At 36.6% G+C, this 23,112-nt stretch carries 20 protein-coding genes; 12 read left to right on the plus strand and 8 right to left on the minus strand.

What is annotated here, in order from left to right:
- Window positions 1-30: 30 nt before the first annotated feature.
- From IM793_RS18045 to IM793_RS18060, 4 genes are all read right to left on the minus strand, one after another.
- Complete coding sequence (locus IM793_RS18045) at window positions 31-1,218, minus strand: class I SAM-dependent methyltransferase (protein WP_193423755.1); 1,188 nt, start codon at window positions 1,216-1,218, stop codon at window positions 31-33.
- Window positions 1,219-1,289: 71 nt separating this feature from the next.
- The gene (locus IM793_RS18050; RefSeq protein WP_193423758.1) at window positions 1,290-2,552 is read right to left on the minus strand and encodes an aspartate kinase; all 1,263 of its coding nucleotides are present in this window, start codon (window positions 2,550-2,552) and stop codon (window positions 1,290-1,292) included.
- A 1-nt stretch (window position 2,553) separates the two neighbouring features.
- Complete coding sequence (locus IM793_RS18055) at window positions 2,554-3,021, minus strand: GNAT family N-acetyltransferase (RefSeq protein ID WP_193423913.1); 468 nt, start codon at window positions 3,019-3,021, stop codon at window positions 2,554-2,556.
- 1 nt (window position 3,022) lies between these two features.
- On the minus strand, window positions 3,023-3,724 hold the full coding sequence (locus IM793_RS18060; RefSeq protein ID WP_193423761.1) for a YggS family pyridoxal phosphate-dependent enzyme: 702 nt from the start codon (window positions 3,722-3,724) through the stop codon (window positions 3,023-3,025).
- Between the two features lie 93 nt (window positions 3,725-3,817).
- On the opposite strand from IM793_RS18060, the gene IM793_RS18065 reads away from it, so the two are divergent.
- The 5 genes from IM793_RS18065 (at window position 3,818) to IM793_RS18085 (ending at window position 10,020) form a co-directional block, all read left to right on the plus strand.
- Window positions 3,818-4,351, plus strand: a complete 534-nt coding sequence (locus tag IM793_RS18065) for a DUF4296 domain-containing protein (protein ID WP_193423763.1) — start codon at window positions 3,818-3,820, stop codon at window positions 4,349-4,351.
- Between the two features lies 1 nt (window position 4,352).
- Entirely contained in the window at window positions 4,353-6,731 is a 2,379-nt protein-coding gene (locus IM793_RS18070; protein ID WP_193423765.1) for an endonuclease MutS2, read from the plus strand.
- Between the two features lie 480 nt (window positions 6,732-7,211).
- Window positions 7,212-8,306, plus strand: a complete 1,095-nt coding sequence (locus IM793_RS18075) for a sorbosone dehydrogenase family protein (protein WP_193423767.1) — start codon at window positions 7,212-7,214, stop codon at window positions 8,304-8,306.
- 295 nt (window positions 8,307-8,601) lie between these two features.
- The gene (locus IM793_RS18080) at window positions 8,602-9,306 is read left to right on the plus strand and encodes a CoA transferase subunit A (RefSeq protein WP_121283164.1); all 705 of its coding nucleotides are present in this window, start codon (window positions 8,602-8,604) and stop codon (window positions 9,304-9,306) included.
- A 54-nt stretch (window positions 9,307-9,360) separates the two neighbouring features.
- Complete coding sequence (locus IM793_RS18085; protein WP_193423769.1) at window positions 9,361-10,020, plus strand: CoA transferase subunit B; 660 nt, start codon at window positions 9,361-9,363, stop codon at window positions 10,018-10,020.
- A gap of 179 nt (window positions 10,021-10,199) precedes the next feature.
- Here the strand turns inward: IM793_RS18085 and IM793_RS18090 are convergent, their stop codons facing one another.
- Together IM793_RS18090 and IM793_RS18095 are read right to left on the minus strand one after the other, a co-directional pair.
- Complete coding sequence (locus tag IM793_RS18090; RefSeq protein WP_132396224.1) at window positions 10,200-10,850, minus strand: uridine kinase; 651 nt, start codon at window positions 10,848-10,850, stop codon at window positions 10,200-10,202.
- Window positions 10,847-12,382, minus strand: coding sequence for a LysM peptidoglycan-binding domain-containing protein (locus tag IM793_RS18095; RefSeq protein ID WP_193423771.1), 1,536 nt, complete (start codon window positions 12,380-12,382; stop codon window positions 10,847-10,849). The genes IM793_RS18090 and IM793_RS18095 overlap by 4 nt, the downstream gene beginning before the upstream one ends.
- Before the next feature lie 282 nt (window positions 12,383-12,664).
- On the opposite strand from IM793_RS18095, the gene IM793_RS18100 reads away from it, so the two are divergent.
- Both IM793_RS18100 and IM793_RS18105 read left to right on the plus strand, forming a co-directional pair.
- Complete coding sequence (locus IM793_RS18100; protein WP_132396220.1) at window positions 12,665-13,144, plus strand: Dps family protein; 480 nt, start codon at window positions 12,665-12,667, stop codon at window positions 13,142-13,144.
- A gap of 106 nt (window positions 13,145-13,250) precedes the next feature.
- Window positions 13,251-15,086, plus strand: a complete 1,836-nt coding sequence (locus IM793_RS18105) for a UbiD family decarboxylase (RefSeq protein WP_193423773.1) — start codon at window positions 13,251-13,253, stop codon at window positions 15,084-15,086.
- 9 nt (window positions 15,087-15,095) lie between these two features.
- Here the strand turns inward: IM793_RS18105 and IM793_RS18110 are convergent, their stop codons facing one another.
- Window positions 15,096-16,415 (minus strand): hypothetical protein, encoded by a 1,320-nt coding sequence (locus IM793_RS18110; protein ID WP_193423775.1) that lies wholly within the window; start codon window positions 16,413-16,415, stop codon window positions 15,096-15,098.
- Between the two features lie 86 nt (window positions 16,416-16,501).
- The gene (locus IM793_RS18115) at window positions 16,502-16,828 is read right to left on the minus strand and encodes a hypothetical protein (protein WP_193423777.1); all 327 of its coding nucleotides are present in this window, start codon (window positions 16,826-16,828) and stop codon (window positions 16,502-16,504) included.
- A gap of 376 nt (window positions 16,829-17,204) precedes the next feature.
- Here IM793_RS18115 and IM793_RS18120 point away from each other — a divergent pair, with 376 nt between their 5' ends.
- From IM793_RS18120 to IM793_RS18140, 5 genes are all read left to right on the plus strand, one after another.
- Window positions 17,205-18,170 (plus strand): hypothetical protein, encoded by a 966-nt coding sequence (locus IM793_RS18120; protein ID WP_132396214.1) that lies wholly within the window; start codon window positions 17,205-17,207, stop codon window positions 18,168-18,170.
- A gap of 32 nt (window positions 18,171-18,202) precedes the next feature.
- On the plus strand, window positions 18,203-18,859 hold the full coding sequence (locus IM793_RS18125; RefSeq protein WP_193423779.1) for a hypothetical protein: 657 nt from the start codon (window positions 18,203-18,205) through the stop codon (window positions 18,857-18,859).
- Window positions 18,823-19,608 carry a sensor histidine kinase gene (locus IM793_RS18130; protein ID WP_193423781.1) on the plus strand — a complete coding sequence of 262 codons (786 nt, stop codon included), beginning with the start codon at window positions 18,823-18,825 and terminating at the stop codon, window positions 19,606-19,608. Before IM793_RS18125 ends, IM793_RS18130 begins: the two co-directional genes overlap by 37 nt.
- Entirely contained in the window at window positions 19,601-20,260 is a 660-nt protein-coding gene (locus tag IM793_RS18135) for a response regulator transcription factor (RefSeq protein ID WP_121283175.1), read from the plus strand. The genes IM793_RS18130 and IM793_RS18135 overlap by 8 nt, the downstream gene beginning before the upstream one ends.
- Window positions 20,261-20,370: 110 nt before the next feature.
- Window positions 20,371-22,791 (plus strand): hypothetical protein, encoded by a 2,421-nt coding sequence (locus IM793_RS18140; protein WP_193423784.1) that lies wholly within the window; start codon window positions 20,371-20,373, stop codon window positions 22,789-22,791.
- The last annotated feature ends 321 nt before the right edge of the window (window positions 22,792-23,112 follow it).

A 23,112-nucleotide genomic window follows, 5' to 3' on the forward strand; every position in this document is an offset into this window, starting at 1 on the left:
TGGGTTTGCTCGAAATGATGCGCGGAGACCTTAATAATACTGTATAATGGAAGCCTTCAAAATTACGTTTTCTCCATTTGCAATCTTTGTAAAAATCAAAAATTGTTCCTGATCTGACTTGATTTTATATTTCTTAATCAAATCCTCAGGCTTTGCCGGATAGTTCCGGACAATTACATTCCCTTTTAAATTTGTCTCCTTTTTCAGTTCTCCCGTGTTTAATATGGCCTCGATTTTAAATATACGTCCAGGAAAATCTGTTTTGATTACATCAGCAGTAAATAACTGCGTTTGATTATATAGTTTTAAAAGATTGTAAGTTGTGCCAATTAAATTAAAAGCACCTGATTTTAATAAAGCAGCATCGGGTTCATATAAGTAATCATCGATATTTAAGCTTTCTGCAAATTGTGCTGAACCATTTGAAGATGATCTGTGAAAGGAAAAATATTTTTCAATTCCATTATTTAAAGTCACAGCTATAATTTTCGTGTCTTCGCTGTAATTTTTATCAATTACCCATAAAAGTTCTTTACACTCGTTTTTTATACTTACAATGTGTATTTCACTCACCTGGCTCAATTCGGCTAATCCAGCTGAAATATCAAGCAATGGAGCTGTTTTAATGATTATTCTTGAAGACTTTTCTAATAATATATCCAGATTGCCTGCAATATCTGGGGTACAATCTTTTAACATAAAAACTTTGCCCTTTTCGGCTCTTCGGGCTGGATCTACATAGATCGTATCAAAAGTAGTATCACTATTTTTAATGTACGCAATGCCATCTACTGCTTTAAATTCGATATTGGTTGCATGTAAGGCCTGTGCATTATGCTGGGCTATGGCAGATAGTTCGAAATTGATTTCGCAATGTGTAACTGTTTTTACCTTTTGCGAAAAGTAATAACTGTCAATTCCGAAGCCTCCGGTAATATCAATCAATGTATCACCTTTAGCAAGCTTTGATTTGTAATTTGCTGTAATTTCTGAAGAAGTTTGTTCGATAGACAATACGGGCGGATAATAAATATTTTCTGTATGGAACCAGGTTGGTAATTTCTTCTCCGATTTCTTTTTTGCGGTAATCTGTGTAGCTAATTCTGCCGAAGTGATACCTTCGAAAGGACTTTTAGCCAGAGCAATCTGATTGACATCAGCATTTAAGTTGGCGCTGATATAATCTTGTACGGCTTTGGCTAAAAGTTTATTGTTCATGTTAGGATAGTATCAGGTATTAGGTAGCGAGTATCAAGACGGAATCATATCTTCTCACCTCGGACTTTCTGCTATTTATTTTTCATCACCATCTGACAGGTGTGCCGGCTCTTCACCTCTAATAAAATATCTTTATCAACTGTTACACGATCGATGGTTTGCTGGTTGTAATAACGGATGGTAACCAGTTCCAGGCCTTTATTATATTTTACGGTAAATTCTTCCGAAAGGTCTTTAATCAGTTTTTCAATCTGGACAGGATGATCATCAACACTTACCGAAAAGCTGATCGCAGAGTTAAGCATGGTATTGATTTTGATCCTGTGTGTATGGAAAAGTTCAAAAATATTGCTCAGATTTTCTTCAATAATAAACGAATAGTCTTTTGGGAAAATAGAAATCAGTGCCTGGTTTATCTTAAAAATAAAAGAGGGGATAGGTAAGGGGTTATTATCTTTGGTAATTGCTGTTCCAGAGCCTTCTGGCTGAATAAATGACCTTACAAAAAGCGGAATCCCTTTGTTTTGAAGTGGTTTTATAGTTTTTGGGTGGATTACCGTTGCACCGTAATAAGTAAGCTCAATGGCATCATGGTAAGAAAGTTGAGCAATTTTTTCTGTCTCATCAAACCATTTTGGATCTGCATTTAATACCCCGGGAACGTCTTTCCAGATCGTTAAAGCCGCTGCATCGAGACAGGAAGCAAATATGGCTGCCGAATAATCAGAACCTTCTCTACCTAATGTTGTGGTGTAATTTTCGCTCGTTCCGCCTATAAATCCTTGTGTTACAATAATATTTTCGACTAATAACGGCAATAAGTCTTTTTGGATAATCTGGTTGGTTTTTGACCAGTCTACTTTTCCTTCTTTATAAGTATTATCAGTCTGGATGTAGTTGCGTGCATCTGCCCAAAGGGTTTTATTGCCCGTTTCATTTAACCAGGCTGCCACAATTTTAGTAGAAACGACCTCACCGATGGATACAATCTGATCATAAATATAATCAGGATTGTTATCTGGTTCATCCTCAATCAACCAATCGATTTCTACAAAGGTATTAGCCACATCATCATAAACAGGATGGTGTTTCCCCTGAAATAGTTCGTCTATGATGCTAAAATGGAAATGTTTAATTTCTTCAAAAATTGCATGTGCCTCATCATTTTGTGAGAGGAAAGCACGGGTTAGGTCTTCCAATCTGTTGGTAATTTTGCCCATAGCAGAAATTACGATCAGCAGATTCCCTTTTTTATAATCGCGAACGATATTGGCCAGATTTTTAACACCTGCCGCATCTTTTACCGAGGCACCTCCAAATTTAAAAATATCCATATTAAAATGCCTTGATCTGTTCTTTAGAGAAAGCCGCGTTTAACCAACCACTTTCCAAATTTGCTTTATATTTATTGTAGAAGTTGATTGCTAGTTCGTTCCAGTCTAATACTTGCCAAACCATGCCACTGTAGTTGCCATTTTTAGCCTCCTCTATTACTTTTTCGAACAATACTTTACCCAAGCCTTTTCCTCTAAATTCTTCTGTTACAATAAAATCTTCGAGGTATAATCTGCAGCCTTTCCAGGTGGAGTAGCGAGTATAGTATAATGCAAAACCTACAATCGTATCATTTACTTCGGCTACGTAAGCTTTCCATACAGGATTTTTACCAAAACCAGCATCAATAAAATGCTCCAGACTAACCGTTACTTCTTCAGGAGCCCGCTCATAAACAGCCAGCTCATTAATCAGTTCCAATATTCTTGGACAATCTTCCGCAGTTGCAAATCTGATATTGAAATCCATATTAGTTGGCTGAAATATCATTCTTGAAATGTTTGATTATCCTTTTTCCGAAAATACTGCTGCCAATGCGGACCATGGTACTGCCTTCCGCGATCGCGATTTTATAGTCGGCACTCATTCCGGTCGATATTTCTTTAAAAGAATCCTCTTTACGGAAGAAACTCACTTTTATGCCGTCAAAAAACACTTTTAACTCATGAAATTCGATCGTAATCTGCTTTTCATTCTTTGTATTGGTGGCAATTGCCATTAATCCGACAATACGAACGTTTTTTAATTCAGCAAACGCTGCATCACGCAAAAGTTCAATTACTTCATCAAAGCCGAGTCCAAATTTAGTGTCTTCATCAGCAATGTAAACCTGTAATAAACAATCGATTATGCGTTTGTTTTTTTTCGCTTGCTTATCTATTTCCTGCAGTAGTTTCAAACTGTCTACTCCATGTATCAGTTTTACAAAAGGCGCAATGTATTTTACTTTATTGGTCTGTAAGTGGCCAATCAGGTGCCATTCGATATCTTTAGGGAGTTGCGCTTCTTTATCAACCATTTCCTGTACATGGTTTTCTCCAAAAATGCGCTGTCCGGCATGGTATGCTTCTAAAATTGATTCTATTGGCTGTGTTTTTGAAACTGCAATCAGTTTTACTCCATCTGATTCAACTTCGCTTTTATATTGTTTAAGATTATCAGCTATGCTCATTTATAACTATTTTTGGTAAAATTAATAACCTTGTCGCAATTTGGGCAAAAAATAATATTTAAATTAAGCATGAAGAGATTAATATGGGTTTTAATGACAGCTATATTATGGTTTGGCTGTAAGCCTGGTATACCTGATGGCATTATTAAACCTGATAAGATGGAGAAGATTTTATACGATATGCATATTGTTGATGGGTATCTTTCCAGCATTTATGTAGTAGATTCTGCGAAGAAGGTAGCCGCAGGTTATTATAAAGGGATTTATAAAAAATTTGGTACAGATTCTGTCCAATACAATAAAAGTTTACTCTGGTATAATACCAATCCGGTAGCGTTGGAGGCTATGTATAAAAACATTCAAAAAATGTTGACTAAGCAAAAAAAAGGAACGGAGCTAGCCGATTTAATGATTAGGAAAAAACAATTTAAAACTGATTCGTTGGTAATAGCAAAGAAATTTAAGGCCGATTCTCTTGCCATTAGAAAAAAAATGAAACCAGATTCTTTATCAAAGGTTAAAGCGGTGGCGGCAATTGCCAAAAAGAAAAAACAGGCCGATTCTCTTATCAATATAAAAAAAGCTGGAGTAGCGAGCGCAATGCCTGCACCAGCCGTAGTACAATAATATGTTATATCCCGAAAATTGTTTAGAACGTTTAGGTTTTGTGGAAATCAGGCAACTGATCAGCAAGCATTGTTTGAGCCCCATGGGCCAAACGATGGTGGAAAAGATGCAAGTGATGAACCGTTTTGATCAGATTGATAAATTTTTACGTCAAACAAACGAGTTTAAGAGTATCCTTCAAAATCAGGAACCCTTACAGATCAATACCTTTTTTGATATTAAATCGCTGGTTGAAAAAATCAGGGTTGAAGGCACTTATCTTTTAGAAGATGAGTGGTTTCAGGTATATACTTCATTGCAAACTGTCTTTTCTGTTCTCCGTTTCTTCGAAGAGCGCGCGGAAGTATACCCAACATTGGAAGCTTTATTTGAGCACCTGCCGATCGAAAAAAACATCCTGCGAAAAATAGAAACCGTAATCGATGCCAAAGGAAAGATTAAACCCAATGCATCAAAAGAATTGCAGGAGATTACCTCCGCTATTTCGAAGGCGGAGCAAGATGTGCGTAAGCGGATGGATTCTATTTATAAACAGGCCATTGCTAATAACTGGGTTGCTGATGGTAGCCTAACTATTCGTGATGGCAGGATGTGTATCCCGGTTCTGGCCGAGAATAAACGCAAACTTAAAGGTTTTGTGCACGACGAATCGGCCACAGGGCAAACGGTTTATATTGAGCCGGAAGAGGTTTTCACTTTAAATAATAAGTTACGCGATTTAGAATTTGATAAACGCCGCGAAATCATCAAGATTTTAATTGCGTTAACAGACGATCTTCGTCCGTATTCGCCATTATTGCTTTCTTACCATGGTTTCCTGACCAAGCTTGATTTTGTGCGTGCAAAAGCATTATTTGCTTTAGATATTGAAGCGGAAATGCCTGGGTTATTAAAGGAACCGAAAACCAAACTGATTAATGCGAGGCATCCTTTATTATCAATTTCTTTTGCAGCCGAAAGAAAAACGGTTACACCATTAAATATCCATATCGATGCCGAAACGCGTATAGTTTTGGTCTCAGGGCCGAATGCTGGTGGTAAATCGGTTTGTATGAAAACGGTTGGCCTTTTGCAGATTATGTTACAGACAGGTTTGTTAATTCCCGTTGACGCCAATAGTGAGGTTGGTATTTTTGAAAATATTTTTGCAGATATCGGCGATGACCAATCGATAGAAAGTGATTTGAGTACTTACAGTGCGCACCTTAAAAAGATGCGTTATTTTGTAGAACACGCCTCGCCAAAAACAATGGTATTGATTGATGAGTTTGGTACAGGTACTGATCCGCAGTTTGGCGGACCAATGGCTGAGGCTGTTCTTGAGGTGTTGAACAATAAAAAGGTGAGAGGTGTAATTACCACCCACTATTCTAATTTAAAACTGTTTGCAGGAAATACACCTGGATTGGAAAATGCATCGATGCTTTTTGATAATGCAAAGATGAAACCGCTTTACATTTTAGAAATGGGCAAACCTGGAAGTTCTTACGCTTTCGAAATTGCACAGAATATTGGCTTACCAAAAGAAGTGATCCAGCTGGCGAAAGAGAAAACAGGATCTAACCAGAACCGGGTTGATACAATGCTTGTGGATCTGGAAAGAGAGAAGAAAAATATTTATGATGCGAAAGTAAGTTTGGCCAATCAGCAGAATAAAGCCAAAAACCTGGTTGCGGAAAATGAAAAGCTAAAAACATTTTTAGAGGAAAATAAAAAAATCCTGATTAAGGAAGCGAAACAAGAGGCGCAAAACATCATTAAAAATGCCAATAAACTGGTAGAAAATACCATTGCCGAGATCAAGGAAAAACAGGCTGATAAGGAAGTAACCAAGGAACTCCGCCAAAACCTGCAGCGCGAACTCGTTAAAAATACTGTACCAAAAGAGCGTCCTAAGCCAGTACCAGTAGTTGTAGGAGGTGAAATTGGAGTGGGGGATCTGGTTAAATTTACAGATAGCGAAACCATCGGTCAGGTTTTAGAAATTAACCGCAATGAACTGGTTTTGGCTATTGGCGATTTACGTTCTACCGTTAAAAAGAGCCGGGTACAAAAGGTGAGTAACCGGGAAGCTAAAAAAGTGGTTCAGAGCAGTGCCAATTCTTTTGCAGGGCGCATGAATGAGGCAGTCTCTGGCTTTAGGGCTGAACTCGACCTTCGTGGGAAGCGAACAGAAGATGCCCTGTTCGAAGTAGAGAAATATTTAGACAAAGCTATTATGCTGGGTTTTCCATCTATTAAACTGATTCATGGTAAAGGTGATGGGATTTTGAGAAAAATGATCAGGGAGTATTTACGGAAATATAGCCAGGTGAATAGAATGGAAGATGAGCATGCGGATAGAGGCGGAGACGGCATTACCTATGTGTATTTGAATTGATTCGGATGGGTATTGTAAGATGTAAAATGGATGATGGAGATTTTTGACTTTCATTCGCCTATTCCGTCATTGCGAGGCACGAAGCAATCTTACCGCTATGGGGGATGGCGAACGTTTTAACATTGCTTCTTCGTTTCTTCTCTCAATGACGACTATTCTTATTTGCGATAAAATCGCAAAATTATTTAAGCGCTCCTTTCTAAGGAGCGCAAGTAGATAAACCTTCATTTCCAACTTGATTGGAAATTTTAACGCCATATAATACTTGAGTCTAAGCTCCTGTCTGCGCAAGAATGATGGTAAGGGTGAAATATTCGTGTAATCGTCATTTCGACCGCAGTGGAGAAATCTTTGAATATGATGTTAAGCACCTTTTAAAGATTTCTCGGCTGCGCTGTGCTTCGCCCGAAATGACGTCTGCCCAATAAAATAATAAAACTTTTATAGTCGTAACTATGTTATTTTTAAAATGTTACGGTTATGAAAAAAATCTTACTCTGCCTTTTTGTGGTATTGTTTGCCACAACTTGCAAAAAGAATGATGACGATAGTAATGGAGACCCAGGTACCTTACCAGATGTAGAATTAAAATCAACAGTTGTTGTTTCTGGATTAACTTTACCATGGGAAATGGTTTACGGACCCGATAATTTCATCTGGTTTACTGAAAAAGCAGGGAAAATCAGCCGTTTGAATCCTTCTACAGGTCAAGTTACACCTTTACTAACCATTTCAGAAGTACGTACCAATGGAGAAGGTGGCTTATTGGGCATGGCCTTACATCCTGATTTCACTACTAATCCTTATGTTTATGTGGTTTATGGATATGGTAGCACTTATAAGGCTAAAGTGGTCCGTTATACTTATGGCGGAGGTAATTTAACCAATCCATTAGTTTTACTCGATCAGATTCCAGCTGGCTCCATACACAATGGCTCACGCTTATTGATCAGCGGTGGTAAATTGTTTATCAGTACAGGTGATGCATCCGATACAGCCAATCCTCAAAATATAAATTCATTGGCTGGCAAAATTTTAAGGATCAATTTAGATGGTTCTATTCCTACAGATAATCCTTACCCAAATAATCCTGTTTGGAGTTTGGGACATCGTAATGCGCAGGGATTGGTTCAGGTGGTGGGCAACAAAATATTTTCCTCTGAACATGGACCGGATTCTGATGATGAAATAAATATTATCGAAAAAGGAAGGAATTATGGATGGCCGAACATCAAGGGTTTTTGTAACGAAAGTGGAGAACAGTCGTTCTGCAGTTTGAACAATGTGGCAGAGCCATTAATCAACTGGACACCTACCATTGCACCAAGCGGTTTAGCATATTACAACAATGATTATATTCCGCAGTTTAAAAATTCGTTGTTGTTAGCGGTGTTAAAAGGCACGAAACTGATGCAGTTAAAATTAGATGATGCACAAACAAAAATTACGGCTACTAAAGATTTTTATGTTAATACGTATGGAAGAATACGAGCTGTTTGCCAATCACCGGAAGGAAAAATCTATCTATGTACCAGTAATGGAAATGATGATAAAATTATTGAAATTGCGAAATAAGCTTATTTAGTTTTATTACCCGGGCACTTTTTACAGCGTTTGCCCTTTTTAAATTTCTCACAACATTTTTTATGCTCAGCCGTGCAGCTAAAAATAAATCCCATGCCCTTCTGGAATTCAGGGTCTGTAGGTAATATAAACAGGCTTTCTTCTCTCTCGTAAATCATTGCAATACAAAGGTAGTGGTTATTTAGATTAATTCCAATCAATTTATATTCCTGATAGATTTAAAAATTTAAATGCTGCATTTTTGAAGGCAATTTGTAATTTAGCGAACTAACCAAAAATTCATAAAATGATAAATAAAGTGGTATCTGGAGCTGAAGAGGCGATCAAAGATATATCAGATGGTGCAACCCTAATGCTGGGTGGTTTCGGGCTTTGTGGTATTCCAGAAAATTGTATCAATGCTTTGGTGAGCAAACAGGTCAAAAATTTAACCTGCATTTCCAACAATGCTGGTGTTGATGATTTTGGTATCGGTTTAATGCTAAAACAACGTCAGGTTAAAAAAATGATTTCTTCTTACGTAGGTGAAAACGCTGAGTTTGAGAGGCAGTTGTTAAGCGGCGAACTGGAAGTAGACCTTATTCCTCAGGGTACTTTGGCTACCCGTTGTCTTGCAGCCGGATATGGTATGCCTGCAATTTTTACCCCTGCAGGTGTAGGAACTGAAGTAGCAGAAGGTAAAGAAGTACGTAATTTTGATGGTAAGGATTATTTGATGGAATACGCATTTGATGCTGATTTCGCTATTGTAAAAGCCTGGAAAGGCGATACCGCAGGAAATTTAATCTTCAGGTCTACCAGCCGGAATTTTAATCCGGTAATGGCTATGGCAGGTAAAGTTACCATCGCTGAGGTGGAAGAGCTGGTGGAAGCTGGCGAATTAGATCCGGATTATATTCATACCCCTGGTATTTATGTGCACCGCATTTTTCAGGGCAAAGACTACGAGAAAAGAATTGAGCAGCGCACGGTGAGGAAGTCTGAAGTATAATAGCAGATTAGAACATTACTCATTCTATCAATCAAAATTCAAACATTTAAATTTATGTTTTCAAAAGAAGAAATCGCACAGCGTATCGCTAAAGAGATAAAAGATGGATATTATGTTAACCTGGGGATTGGCATACCTACACTGGTGGCCAACTATATCCCTAAAGGAATTAATGTAGTATTACAATCAGAAAATGGTTTGCTGGGCATGGGACCATTTCCTTTTGAAGGGGAAGAAGATGCTGATTTAATTAATGCAGGAAAACAAACCATTACCACTTTGCCTGGATCATCTATTTTTGATTCAGCAATGAGTTTTGGGATGATCCGTGCTCAAAAAGTAGATTTAACCATTCTGGGAGCCATGGAGGTGTCGGAAAACGGAGACATTGCCAACTGGAAAATTCCGGGTAAAATGGTTAAAGGAATGGGCGGAGCAATGGATTTGGTTGCCTCGGCTAAAAACATCATCGTAGCCATGCAGCACATTAATAAAGCTGGTGAAAGTAAATTATTGCCAAAATGCACCTTGCCGTTAACAGGTGTGAAATGTATTAAAAAAATAGTTACCGAACTGGCGGTTTTGGATATTTTACCTGAAGGTGGTTTTAAACTTTTGGAGCGTGCACCAGGCGTGAGTATCGAATTTATACAGCAATCTACGGCAGGTAGATTGGTTGTGGAAGGTGATATACCTGAAATGAGACTGGATTAATTAGTGGTTTGTGGCGACACAAACCACGGCAATTAGAATGATCGTCATTCTCGCGCAGGCGGAATCTTAATAGAGCATGTAAACCTATCAGGGCATTACGATTCCCAATCAAGTTGGGAATGACGGTTCCTCTCGCAAAAAAGAGAAGTCAAGTTTTTAAAACTTGACTTCTCTGGTGTTTACTGTATATCCACCAAAATACTATTCCTCAAATCGTTCGAAATATCTTCTGTGATGGCGATAATTTCGTCGGGCTCATTGGTATTATTCATCACTACCTTATTGCATTGTTCGCGGTAGGGTAGCAGGTACTCTTTATAAGCGGGTACTACATGGTTGTGCCATTTGTACAATACGTCATCTTCCGGATAACCTCGTTCTAAACCATCACGTTTAATACGGCGATCTAAAGCAACCTGTTCATCCGCATCAACAAAAATGGTATGATCCAGTAAAGCCGCGATTTCTTTAAAATGGAGGATAAAAAGCCCCTCTACAATAATAATAGGTGCTGATTTAATTTCCAGTATTTTAACTACAGCCAAAGGGTTATTAAAGTTATATTCTTTTTTATAAACCACTTCACCGCTCATTAATTGCTTAATATCTCTCAAAAACTGTTCGCTGTCAATGGTTGAGGGAAGATCGAAGTTGTATAACTTGTTTTCTTCCTGTGTCATGTCACCGGCAGGGATGTAATAATCATCCTGGGATACCAGTGTTACTTCATCCTGTTTAAAATGATGAAGAAAGCAGTTTAAGAAAAATGTTTTGCCCGATCCGCTACCACCGGCAATACCAATTATAAAAGGCTTTTTGTTTGAACTCATTGAGCACTATAGGTTAAATTGCAGAAAAAACGTTTGTCTAAAGCGCCTAATGAATCGGCTACAGCTTTAGTCATTACAATGATAACATCTTTTGTAGATTCGTTCTCTGTAAATTTACCAACAACTTTGGCAAAGGTAGTGCGGTTGGTCATTGGGTTGGTAATTTTAATTACCCTGCCCACAGGCGCTGTACGGTGCAAAACCAACATTTTTGTTCCATCCATATCTTGGTCTTCAATCCAAACTGCAGCTCCTTTTTCTTCGATCTGACTTAAACCATATACGCTCGGATCGCGGCGAAGTTTAGGATCTTTAACCATGGTACTGTCAGGTTCATTTTCCTGTTCTTCTTTTGATAAATCATTTACCGATTTAGGCTGTGGTGGTTTAGGAATGATCAGTTTCTGGCCTACCTTGATGTTGTTATCGTCCAGTTTATTTGCTGTTCTGATCTGATAAGCCGTTAAATTATATTTTTTAGCTATAGAGAAAATGTTTTCGCCAGTGGCTACGGTATGGATAAAACTTTCTTCTTTAGTTGCTACTGGTATATCTTTGGTTTTGGTTTCAGTTTCAGCCTGTTTTTCTTTGGGTACCTGAACATCTGCAATGATGCCGCCAGGAACTTTTAAAACCTGCCCGATAGTAATAGCATTATCAGGAAGATTGTTCATTGTTCTGATCTGATAGGCAGTAATGCCATATTGCCTGGCAATGGTGAAAATGGTTTCGTTCCTTAAAACGGTGTGTGTACCTGCTGTATCGTTGGATTTATTCTCTTGTGTCGGCTTTTCTTCAATAGCAGCTGAAACTACTTTAGTTTCGTCGATGTTTTTTGTCGCCGGGATTTTAAGTTTCTGACCAATACGGAGGTTATTGCCCGAAAGATTGTTGGCTTTTTTTACTTCTTCAACCGTAGTGCCATATTTTTCGGCAATTTTTCCTAAAAATTCTTTACGCGCAACAGTATGCTCAATCATAGTTTGATCTGAAGCCGGAGTATTGTTTACAGGTGATTCTGTATTGTTTTTTGCAGGCGGCGTAACCGTCTCAGGTACTGGGCTCTGTACTCCGTTTTTTGCCGGTATTTTTAAAACCTGACCGATGCTTAAATTACTGCCCTTTAAGTTGTTTAAAGCCTTAATTTCATTTATGGTTGTGCCATATTTTTCGGCCAGCATATTTAAATTTTCTTTTGGCTTAATGGTATGCTCAATCACATTGCCAGTTGCAGTAGTTTGAGTCTGCGTATTGTTAGATGGTCCTGTTGCTGTAAAAGGAATATTTGTAGGAACTTTGATGATCACACCAACCTGTAGATATTTGTTTTCGTTAAAAGCCATAATATCTTTTGGCGATACATTGTATCTTCTTCCGATAGAATAGTAAGTGTCTTTTGCTACGGTTTGGTGAACGATCAGTTTTTTGCCTTTATTATTTTCTACACCGATAGAGTCTCTTGCTGTGTTAGCTTTGGCATTTGCAATATTAAGTGCAAATAACACTACAGCAGATAAATATATTTTATGCATTTATTTTTATCTAATTTTCTAAGTCAAAGGGAGCAATTATACGAATAATATTGTTAACCATCTTAAGTCGGGCTGTTGGTTTTTAAGTAAAACTAAGATGATTTTATTTTTTTTGAATTGATATGTAATTCATATACAAATATTTATAATATCCCTGTTTTGTTTTTGTTAAATATTAAACGATTTAATAAATAACGTATTGTTCAAGAGACAAAATTGAGTAAAACTTTTATAAATTTGGTTTGTTACGTTGACAATAAAAACATTATAAATCATAACAAAATGGACGCTAAAGAAATAAGCTTAAACGAGAAAGAAGTTAAACCAGTTGTAGATCTGTTAAATGATTATTTGGCTAATTACCACATTCATTATCAAAAATTAAGAGGTTGCCATTGGAACATTAAAGGTCAGAATTTTTTTACACTTCATGTTAAGTTTGAAGAGTTATATACCAATGCTCAACTAACTATTGACGAAATTGCTGAGCGTGTATTAACCTTAGGTAAAGCACCGCATAGCCGTTTTGCTGATTATATTAAAGAATCTAAAATCCAAGAGATTGATACCATTGGCATGAAAGACCTTGATATGGTTGATGCCATTTTAGATGATATGGCTGCATTGATCGAATTGGAAAGAGAACTCTTGGAAGCTACTGATACTGCCGGAGACGATGGTTCTAACGATATGGTTAACCGTTTTATGCAGTTTAAAGAGAAAAATACCTGGATGTTACGCTCTTTCGCAGGTAAGAAATAATATCTTATTAGTAGGTTAAGTGGCCCTATATAAGTAGATTTATTGTAAAATCTGCTTATACAGGGCTTTTTTGTTTCATAGAAAGTCTAATTATTTATCTTTGGACATGGCATACAAAAGTTTAGCAGAATGTGTTTCCGATCTTGAAAAGCACGGTCATTTAATCAGAATAAAAGAAGAAGTAGATCCTTATTTAGAAATGGCAGCCATCCATTTGAGGGTTTACGAAAATCAAGGACCGGCACTGTTATTCGAAAAAGTTAAAGGAAGTCCTTTTCCTGCGGTTTCTAATCTGTTCGGAACGTTAGAAAGATCTAAATTTATTTTTAGGGATACTTTGCCGAAGGTACAGCAATTGGTTTCATTAAGAAACGATCCTATAAAAGCCTTAAAAAATCCGTTTAAATATGCAGGTTCTGCAATGTCGGCTTTATCGGCTCTGCCTTTAAAAACACCTTCTGCGAAAAATAAGTTTTTGAAAACAAGCATCAGTCAGTTACCGCAGATTGTAAACTGGCCTATGGATGGTGGTCCATTTGTTACCATGCCACAGGTTTATACCGAAGATGTAGATAAACCAGGTGTATTAAATGCCAATTTAGGGATGTACCGCATTCAATTAGGTGGAAACGATTATATCCAAGATAAAGAAATTGGTTTACATTACCAGATTCACAGGGGAATAGGGGTGCATCAATCGAAAGCAAACGCCCTTGGACGGCCTTTAAAAGTGAGCATTTTTGTCGGAGGTCCGCCTTCGCATCCTTTGGCAGCAGTAATGCCATTGCCTGAAGGTTTGTCGGAAATGACTTTTGCCGGGGCTCTTGGCGACAGGCGCTTCCGTTATTTTTATGATGATGAAGGTTTCTGTATCTCTGCTGATGCCGATTTTATCATCACCGGTACCGTTTATCCAAACGAAAATAAACCAGAAGGGCCTTTTGGCGATCATTTGGGCTATTATAGCTTAACACATCCATTCCCTTTAATGAAAGTGCACAATGTGTACCATAAAAAAGATGCAATATGGTCGTTTACTGTGGTTGGTCGCCCGCCGCAGGAGGATACCAGTTTTGGCGCTTTGATTCATGAGATTACCGGTTCAGCCATTCCGCAGGAAATACATGGTTTAAAAGAAGTCCATGCGGTTGATGCTGCTGGTGTGCATCCATTGCTTTTTGCCATTGGTAGCGAACGTTATACGCCATATTTAAAAGAAAGAAGACCACAGGAAATTTTAACCATTGCCAACCACATTCTGGGTAAAAACCAGTTGAGTTTGGCCAAATACCTTTTTATATCGGCTAAAGAAGATAATCAGCAACTGAGTACGCATCACATTGAAGATTTCATCAAACATATATTAGAACGGGTTGATTTAACAAGAGACATCCATTTTTATACCAACACCACCATCGATACGCTGGATTATAGTGGCGACGGATTAAACAGTGGTTCGAAAGTGGTGATTGCAGCCGCAGGTAATCAAAAAAGAGAATTGTGGAGCCATGTCCCTGAAGGACTGAAACTAAGTGATGCTTTTTATCAGCCCAAAATTGCTATGCCAGGTGTTTTGGTTTTAGCGGCTAATAAATACCTGAATCCAGAGAAAACAGCTGCAGAAATTGCGATGCTGAACATGGCCCTGATCGATCAGGATTTATCCGGCCTGCCTTTGATTATATTGGCCGATGATGCTGAGTTTACTGCTGCAACGATTGATAACTTTGTTTGGGTAGCTTTTACAAGAAGTAATCCGGCAGCCGATATTTATGGTATTAACGATTTTACCATCAATAAACATTGGGGCTGTAAGGGTTCGATGGTTATCGATGCACGAAAAAAGCCCCACCACGCACCTGAATTGATTAAGGATGGAGTGGTAGAGGCTAAGATTGATGAAATGGGTAAAGAAGGTGGAGCGTTATTTGGGGTTTTGTAGTTTTATCACCTAAAAAGCTTTGATTTTAGATTTAGATATTCCAAAATTTATTCCAGCTAATGCGATAATATTATTTGTTTCACTGAAATTTTTTCCAAATGTGGTTGTAAAATAAATGTTATCAGAAAGCTTGTAACTGCCTATTATTGCAATCCTATTATCAGAATCATTGTTTTTAGACAGATTAAATCTTTGCAGATATTCAAGTGAAACACAGATATTTAAAATATCGTAATTCAATCTGGTTCCAATATCTAATAAATCTGCTTTAGCGGTATAATCTTCAAATTTTTCATTATTCATATACCTTGTTAGCGCCGTAATATAAAAATTATCGCCTTTGGGTCGCCAGTTAAAGGATAGCCATGCTGCCCACCTGTTTATTTTTGCATCATGGAAAGAGTTTGTGTTAGAACCTCCACCAATCGCTCCCGCAACATCTATGGTAAAAATTGGGTTTTCAAGTAACCCTGCGTACATTTTTTGTAATACTTTGATTTTTGTTGTATCAAGGTCAGCAAGTGCATCTTCAATTTTAGTTTTAATCGAATCGAGTCTATTAATGATTCCTTTGTTGTACGATTGAAATAATCTTGTTCTGATACCACCAGCGATATAACTAACAGTATCTGTTTTTACTGTGGCCGCCGAGATTGAAAAATTATATAAAACGGGCATTTTATTCTTATACATTTTTTCTGCTGAAAGTTTAGGATGATTGACCAACCAAAAAGGAGCAAATTCCATTGCACCACCCTTACCTTGCAACAGGCCTAATACACTTACCCCAAAGCCCTGGGGTGTAGTAGGCTTTTCAATTGATGATGGTGTTTTATCAAGTAGAACAAAACCCGGCGAGGAGGGTGTTTCTAAATTTTGAAAAGTAATTTTATCTGATACCGATTGTGCGGATACCTTATTGGTGTTAAAACTAAAAATAAACAATAAAAATAATAAGAGCATAAGCCTGTATTTGCCATTAAAGCTTGCAATTCCATTTTCTGGTGCTTCTCCAATATCGATTTTTGTGAATAAAATTTTATTGTCCTGATTGAGAAAGGTCGTCGTAATTACGCATTTATTGGTAAATTGATTTACGTCCAGTACGTTTGTTTCTATCTCTATTTCTTTATTTATTAGATTGTTGGAATCGCCTATAAAAGTGTGTTGCGTTAAATTCCCTTTGGCAAGTTGTTGTGCATCAAGCATAACTTTAGAACCGCCAATCTGTCCGTTTCCAATTTGAATAGACAGAAAAATTTTGTCCTGCTCAGCAATTCCATTGAATTGTCTTACTTCTGGCTCAAGTTGATATTTTTTGATTTCCATTTTAGTTGAATTAAAAGGTAAGTACTTGTAAGAAAGGTTGGTGAAGTGATTTTTGTGAAATTATTTTTTAATCAAATAATTTTAGTTTAGTTATCATCCTGATTGGCAGAAGGAGCCAGTAAGCCTGCCAATGCTCCAATTACCGCAGAACCAATAGAGGCTATTATAGTAATTACTTTATCTGCAGCTTGTATTTCTTTAACATTGATTAAAATACCAGTGGTAACTACTAATAAAACCAAGCTTAATGCACTAACAACCAGTCTGTATATCCAAACATCATTTTTGGGATTGGTGGCTGTGTTTTTGATTAAGGTGTCCTGTGGATTGGCTTCAAATTCCTGTTTTAGTCCTGGCTTTTGGTCAAGATCTTTAATAAAAGATTCGACTTTGTTTAATGAGAGTTTTGTCATGATTTTAGGTTTTTTGGTTTATGATTAATCAACCCATCATATTTTATAATGGGATTCAAAGAATGATCGATTTTACTCTGCTATCTTTCTTACTCAAAGCTAGTTGTACAGACCTATCCAAATCAAGCGTGAAAACGTTGGAATTTATACGCGTGAAAAGCGCAATGATATACCGTAAAATCGCGGTATTTTAAAATAAATGGAAGTAAGTATAATTAACAGTAAATTCAGATAGAAGCTATTTCTGGCAGTTTTAATGCTTGAAAATGAGTTTTTTTGTATGCTCTTTATCAATGCATCGATTTTCTATTTCAAATAAGGTTAGTGTATATTTAGGTGTAAATCATTTTAAAAATCTCAAACTAAATTAAAAGCTATGAATTATCTAAAATTAATTGATCTTGGAAGAAAGACAATCGGTCAAACGCTATTGATGTGTATTATCGCACTTATATTTACCGCATGCGAAGGACGGCAGACAACTACTCTTGCTTCGACTAAAGCAGATTCTTTGTTATTGCCACGTACTTATATAACTACTGATGAAAGTAACAGAAGAGAAGATTGGTTTAATACCCATAAATTACCAATAATAAATGACTTAACAATAGATGATACCGGAGATCCCGGAATGAATAAACTAAATTTCAACAATTTATTTGAGGCCATAGGTTTTTTAAATTTTCTTATTGATAATAAAAGTTATAACGATCAGGACACTATAACCGGTGTTCGTGTTTATTTTGCATCACCAACAATAAAACAGGGGAAATGCGGTAAACTTACTTTGATTTTTAGTCCTACAAGCAATGGCAAACATGACATAAAAAATTACTATGCGTTTAGAAATGGAAAGCTAGATGAAAAGATGCTTGAGCTGGATACTGCAAAAGCTTGGGTCAATAATTACCAATTAAATATCAGAGAGAAACTTTCAGATTCAACAATGGATCCTAAAGATACCTGTAAAAAAGAGACAAAACATATTTGGTTTTCTAAAGAGCAAATTGAATCGATAGTTGAAGAGATGAAATATCAAATCAAAACTCATGGTGATAGTGTTGAAAAATTAGGTGTCCGTTTCATTTCATATACCGATAAAGATTATGTATTTAAACATTTTCCAATTGTTCGTCACCATCAAAGAATGACAATTTGTTTTACTTTTATAAATAAACAAGGTAAGGATGTAGGGATTGAGCAGATTGATTCTGCAGAATTCCAAAAAAGATTAGATTATACTATAAAAAATAAGCGCGCAGGTGACACTTTTGATACAGGGGATCCCACTCCACCTCCATCAACCGGTAATAAGGCAGCACTTGATGTTTCAGATCAATAGTAAATGCTTATTTTAGATACATATTTAAATTTATGTTTCTCAAGAATTTATATCTAGTCTCTTTAGCAATTTCTGCGGTAGCAGGTATCTGCCTGCAATCAAAATTAACAAAGCAACTTAAAGCGGTTGCTTTGTTATGTGTTTATACTTTTCTGCTTGAACTTAGTGTGTTTTTTTTTAAACAAGAATTTGGTTATGAGGGGAATACGTTACCTCAATACAATTTTTTTATTTTGGTGGAATTTATATTTTATGCCTATTTCTTTAAACTGATTGTCAAAAATGTTTACTTACAAAAAGTAATAAAATTATTCTTATTTATGTTCCCGGTTCTTTGGTATACATTTAGTTTTTACAGTTTTAACATATTACAATGGAATAGCTATGCTTTTGTGTTTGGCGGAACATTTATTATCTTTTTTGCACTTATTTATTGCTACGAAAAATTAACTTCTGAAGAAACTACATCACTTTTTAATGAAGGCGAATTCTGGATTGCCATAGGTTTAATTGTTTATTACACCTGCGTTGTACCGTATATGGGGATGTTCCACTATCTGACGGAAAATTACGAGCAACTAGCCGTTAAACTAAAGAAATTAAATTTGATTACTAATATCATTATGTATTGTTTATTTGCCTATGCCTTTTTATGCAGAACGATCAAGACAGAGAAGTCCTCTTTGTAATTATACCAAGTATAATTATTTTTTTTGCACTGAGTAGTGCGATCGTTTTCTTTATGCTCTATTTTCAGAAAAAGAAATTCCAGTATGCAAAAGAAAAAGGAGAAATGGAAAAGCAATATGGCGAGCAATTGTTACAATCGAGGCTCGAAATGCAGGAGCAAACATTTGAAATGATAAGTGAGGAAATACATGATAATGTTGGACAGTTACTAAGTTTGGCTAAACTACAATTGAGCATTCTGGAGCAAAAAGAAACCAGTGATAAATCATTGATCACTGAAATTAAAGGAAATTTGGGCAATGCCCTTACTGATTTACGTGATATTGCAAAAAGTTTGAACACAAGCCGTATCCAGGAATTAAGTTTGTTGCAGGCGGTAGAACAGGAACTACAGCGCATAGGCAGGGCAGGAGTTATTGTTTGCAAGGTTGAGGTAACCGGTAACGAACAGCAGATTGCAGAACAGAAGAAAATCATCATCTTCCGGATTGTGCAGGAAAGTTTACAAAACATATTAAAACATGCCCAAGCCACCACAATTGATGTTGGATTTGATTTTTCGGAACAGCTCAGCATAACCATCGAGGATAATGGTGTTGGTTTTAGTGCAGGTGAAAAAGAAAAACTGGAGACTGGCTTGGGGCTTCAGAATATTGTAAAACGCGCTACACTGATTATGGGAGAAGCTACTATCGATAGTGTGATTAATAATGGAACTAAAATTACCTTAACCATTCCTTATGTCTGACCAGATTAAAAATATAGCCCTAGTTGATGATCATGTTTTGTTTAGAAAAGGGTTGGCCGCTCTAATCAGCTATTTCCCATCCTACAACATTTTATTTGAGGCTGCTAACGGAAAAGATTTTATCAGGCAGTTAAAAATATACGACGTACCTGATATCGTATTGCTTGATATCAACATGCCCGAAATGGATGGATATAGTACGGCTTCATGGCTGCGTACAAATCATCCGGAAGTAAACATACTTGCTTTGAGTACCATGGATGCAGAAACTGCTATTATTAAAATGATTACCAATGGAGCCAAAGGTTATGTGCTAAAAGATGCTGAGCCAGAAGAACTTAAGCGTGCTTTTGACGAGGTAATCAGCAAAGGGTATTTTTATAATGATCTGGTTACGAGAAAAGTCATGCAGTCGCTCAGTTCGTTAGCTACAAATTCCAAAATATCAGACTTCGTAAAACTTACCGAAAGGGAAATGGAGTTTCTGAAATATACCTGTACCGAAAAAACGTATAATGAAATTGCAGCTGAAATGTTTGTGAGTCCACGTACCATTGATGGGTATAGAAATTCTTTGTGCGAAAAACTACAATTAAAAAGCCGGACAGGATTGGCTTTGTATGCGGTGAAGCATGGAATCGTTAAAATTTAGAGGTTTTTAAATCATAAATCTTGACAAACTGTTCTGAAAATTATGTCACTAATTGGAGATAATTTGAGATTATAGCTAAAAATTTCGATTTTTAGCTATATCATCCAAATATGCTTTCAAAATTTCAAATTCTCTTTACCTGTATTGTGCTTTTATTAGTAAAGGCAAAAGCGCAGGATGTAAAACTTGATAGTGTGGCGTTAAATATTAATCGCTATGGCTTAAAAGCGGCTCAATCTAATCTGTTCGTTCATTTCGACAAAACTATTTATACCAATAACGATCAGGTTTGGTTTAGCGGGTACTTGCTAAAAAACATGACCAACTTAGATCAATACCATACACTTTATTTATCGCTAATCAATAATCGTGATAGTAGCGTCGTAATACAGGATAAATTTCTGATTGAAAAAGGATTTGCATTCGGTGCGCTTACCTTGCCTGATTCGCTGCCGGGAGGTTCCTATCGTTTTGTGGCGAATACCAATATTAAAAAGAATAATCAGCCAGATGGAAAATTTGTACAGCCCATTATCATTAGATCTACTACTGTAAATCCATTAACGGCCAATGTTTCTATTTTTAAAGCTTATGATGAGCAAAGCAAAAATGGGATAGCATTGTTGAAAATTTTATCCAGTGACAACCGTTTCGTTGAAAATGCAGAAATAAAATATCATATCGGTAAGGATAAACAAACACTGCTCACCGGTACAGCTAAAAGTAGTGTAATCGGTGAACTGATGATTAACTTTCCTGCGGATAAAATTACAGCAAGTAATAATCAACTTAATGTCTCCATCAAAAAAGGTAAAGATATTAGATACATCAAGTTTAATCTTCCGGTAAGGAACCGCTCTAATTATCAGGTTCAATTTTACCCCGAAGGAGGTTACCTGGTAGATCGCTTAAACTCGAAGGTAGGTTTTGAAATTAAAGACCTGGAAGGCGCTGCAATAAAAGCAACAGGTTTTCTGTACGAAAATGACAGGGTAATTGATACCCTCCAGAGCAATTCTACAGGGCTTGGTTCATTTTCAATCTGCCCACAGCCATCAAAAACATATTACGTTAAACTTTTTGGCAGTGAACAGGAAGGTAACAGTTATCGTTTACCTGCGGCATTAAAACACGGAGCTGTTTTAACAGCGGGCACAGCAATAGCCGAAAATGATTTCAGACTACAGCTGGCGGCCAATAATAATCAAAAAGTTCATGTTCTGGTGCATAATTTCGCTGATGTTTTTTTGCATGCCGATTTGATATTAGCGGCTAACAAAACCCAAAATATAAGGTTTAAATTAGATTCCGTGCCAATTGGATTAAATACCGTCACCATTTTAGATAGCAATTATCGCCCAATGGCCGAAAGGATTTTCTTTGCACATTATGATCAGCTTAATCAGATCGAACTATCCACAGATAAAAATGAGTATAGTACAAGAGATCAGGTGAATTTAAAATTGAATGTAACCGGTAAAAATAAAACTCCACTCACAGCACTGGTTTCTATTGCGTGTACCCAAGCCAATAGGATTTCAGTTGTTAATAACCAGAACATTATCGATTATTTTTACTTACAACAACATTTAAAACCACTTCCTAGCCGACCGATGGGGTTAAAGTATGTGGATCAGGATTATCTGAATGATGTACTCCTGGTTAAAACCTGGAGCAGGTATAAATGGCCTGAAACGGAAGTGATCAATAAGAAAGAAGTGCTCTCGAGCTTTGAATACCATGGCGAAATAACCAGAAAAAATAAGCCATTAGATCAGCCGATTGAGTTAACAATCATCGCCGGAGAAAATCTGAACTTTCTGAATACCGATAGCACTGGGAAATTTAATTTACCCTTTGCCAATCTTGTTATTAAAGAACCAAAGCGGCCTGTTTGGTTAGGGATGACAACAGCTAAGTATAACCTGTATAAAGTTAGAATGGACAATCCACAGGATGAACTAAAGAAATATTTAATAAAGCAAAATTTAGAACAATTAAATGCTAAAAGCGGTCTGTTTAGTGAAGATAATCAAAGTCTAACCTCAATTACTGGTACGCAGCTAAAAGAAGTAACGATTAAGAAAAAAAGGGATGAAAGAATCGAATTTATTAAAAATTCTTACGTTAACAGATGCGGAGATTATGTTTGCATGAATAATATTTTAAATTGTCCTAACCATATGGCCGACAGTGGTAATAAAAACCCAGTAAAAGGTGAAGTTTATGTTAACGAAATTGGACTTGCAATCATGTACCATGGATGTGTGGAGCTTGAGTCTAAACCTAATGTGATTCTCTTGGAAGGAATCAACCTTCCTAAAGATTTTTATGTATCTGATATTACCAATAAAAATGAGCCTATCAATTTTTCGACTGTTTATTGGAACTATCAGATGAAGATAAAAGGTGATACATCCATTAGTTTTAATACTGGAGATTTAACAGGACCGTTTAAAATTATTGTACAGGGCGTAACAGATAAGGGAGCGGTTTATGGAGAGAAAGAGATTATAGTGAAGAGCAAATAAAAATTTTTAGCATAAACAGGTTATACTTTCAACTTCCTAATTAACTACTTTTATTGATGCTACTTTGTGTATCTGCAAATCGCCTGATTTTAACTAACAGAAATCGGTGCTGAAAATCTGGTTGGTGCGAAAAACAATGAGTAGGCAGTAGGCCTAAATATCAATATATTGCTTCAACATCAGTTCAGTTGTTCAAATATTATTTGATTAGATAAATAAATCACAGTTTATTCACTTATTTAAGAAGATTGTAACATTTGCGTTAATTTCTGGTTAATACGTGTTAAAATCAGCATTCTATCTGGCTTTTTATAAGGCTAA

The organism is Pedobacter sp. MR2016-19 (assembly GCF_014947265.1).
GTDB lineage: Bacteria > Bacteroidota > Bacteroidia > Sphingobacteriales > Sphingobacteriaceae > Pedobacter.

Bases quoted from the DNA above. Each gene is read 5' to 3' on its own strand.
- IM793_RS18090 (WP_132396224.1), bottom strand. From the start codon at position 10,850: ATGAGTTCAAACAAAAAGCCTTTTATAATTGGTATTGCCGGTGGTAGC.
- IM793_RS18085 (WP_193423769.1), top strand. From the start codon at position 9,361: ATGTTTTCAAAAGAAGAAATCGCACAGCGTATCGCTAAAGAGATAAAA.
- IM793_RS18115 (WP_193423777.1), bottom strand. From the start codon at position 16,828: ATGACAAAACTCTCATTAAACAAAGTCGAATCTTTTATTAAAGATCTT.
- IM793_RS18095 (WP_193423771.1), bottom strand. From the start codon at position 12,382: ATGCATAAAATATATTTATCTGCTGTAGTGTTATTTGCACTTAATATT.
- IM793_RS18130 (WP_193423781.1), top strand. From the start codon at position 18,823: ATGCAGAACGATCAAGACAGAGAAGTCCTCTTTGTAATTATACCAAGT.
- IM793_RS18120 (WP_132396214.1), top strand. From the start codon at position 17,205: ATGAATTATCTAAAATTAATTGATCTTGGAAGAAAGACAATCGGTCAA.
- IM793_RS18060 (WP_193423761.1), bottom strand. From the start codon at position 3,724: ATGAGCATAGCTGATAATCTTAAACAATATAAAAGCGAAGTTGAATCA.
- IM793_RS18100 (WP_132396220.1), top strand. From the start codon at position 12,665: ATGGACGCTAAAGAAATAAGCTTAAACGAGAAAGAAGTTAAACCAGTT.
- IM793_RS18080 (WP_121283164.1), top strand. From the start codon at position 8,602: ATGATAAATAAAGTGGTATCTGGAGCTGAAGAGGCGATCAAAGATATA.
- IM793_RS18065 (WP_193423763.1), top strand. From the start codon at position 3,818: ATGACAGCTATATTATGGTTTGGCTGTAAGCCTGGTATACCTGATGGC.
- IM793_RS18055 (WP_193423913.1), bottom strand. From the start codon at position 3,021: ATGGATTTCAATATCAGATTTGCAACTGCGGAAGATTGTCCAAGAATA.
- IM793_RS18075 (WP_193423767.1), top strand. From the start codon at position 7,212: ATGAAAAAAATCTTACTCTGCCTTTTTGTGGTATTGTTTGCCACAACT.
- IM793_RS18140 (WP_193423784.1), top strand. From the start codon at position 20,371: ATGCTTTCAAAATTTCAAATTCTCTTTACCTGTATTGTGCTTTTATTA.
- IM793_RS18110 (WP_193423775.1), bottom strand. From the start codon at position 16,415: ATGGAAATCAAAAAATATCAACTTGAGCCAGAAGTAAGACAATTCAAT.
- IM793_RS18135 (WP_121283175.1), top strand. From the start codon at position 19,601: ATGTCTGACCAGATTAAAAATATAGCCCTAGTTGATGATCATGTTTTG.
- IM793_RS18105 (WP_193423773.1), top strand. From the start codon at position 13,251: ATGGCATACAAAAGTTTAGCAGAATGTGTTTCCGATCTTGAAAAGCAC.
- IM793_RS18070 (WP_193423765.1), top strand. From the start codon at position 4,353: ATGTTATATCCCGAAAATTGTTTAGAACGTTTAGGTTTTGTGGAAATC.
- IM793_RS18045 (WP_193423755.1), bottom strand. From the start codon at position 1,218: ATGAACAATAAACTTTTAGCCAAAGCCGTACAAGATTATATCAGCGCC.
- IM793_RS18125 (WP_193423779.1), top strand. From the start codon at position 18,203: ATGTTTCTCAAGAATTTATATCTAGTCTCTTTAGCAATTTCTGCGGTA.
- IM793_RS18050 (WP_193423758.1), bottom strand. From the start codon at position 2,552: ATGGATATTTTTAAATTTGGAGGTGCCTCGGTAAAAGATGCGGCAGGT.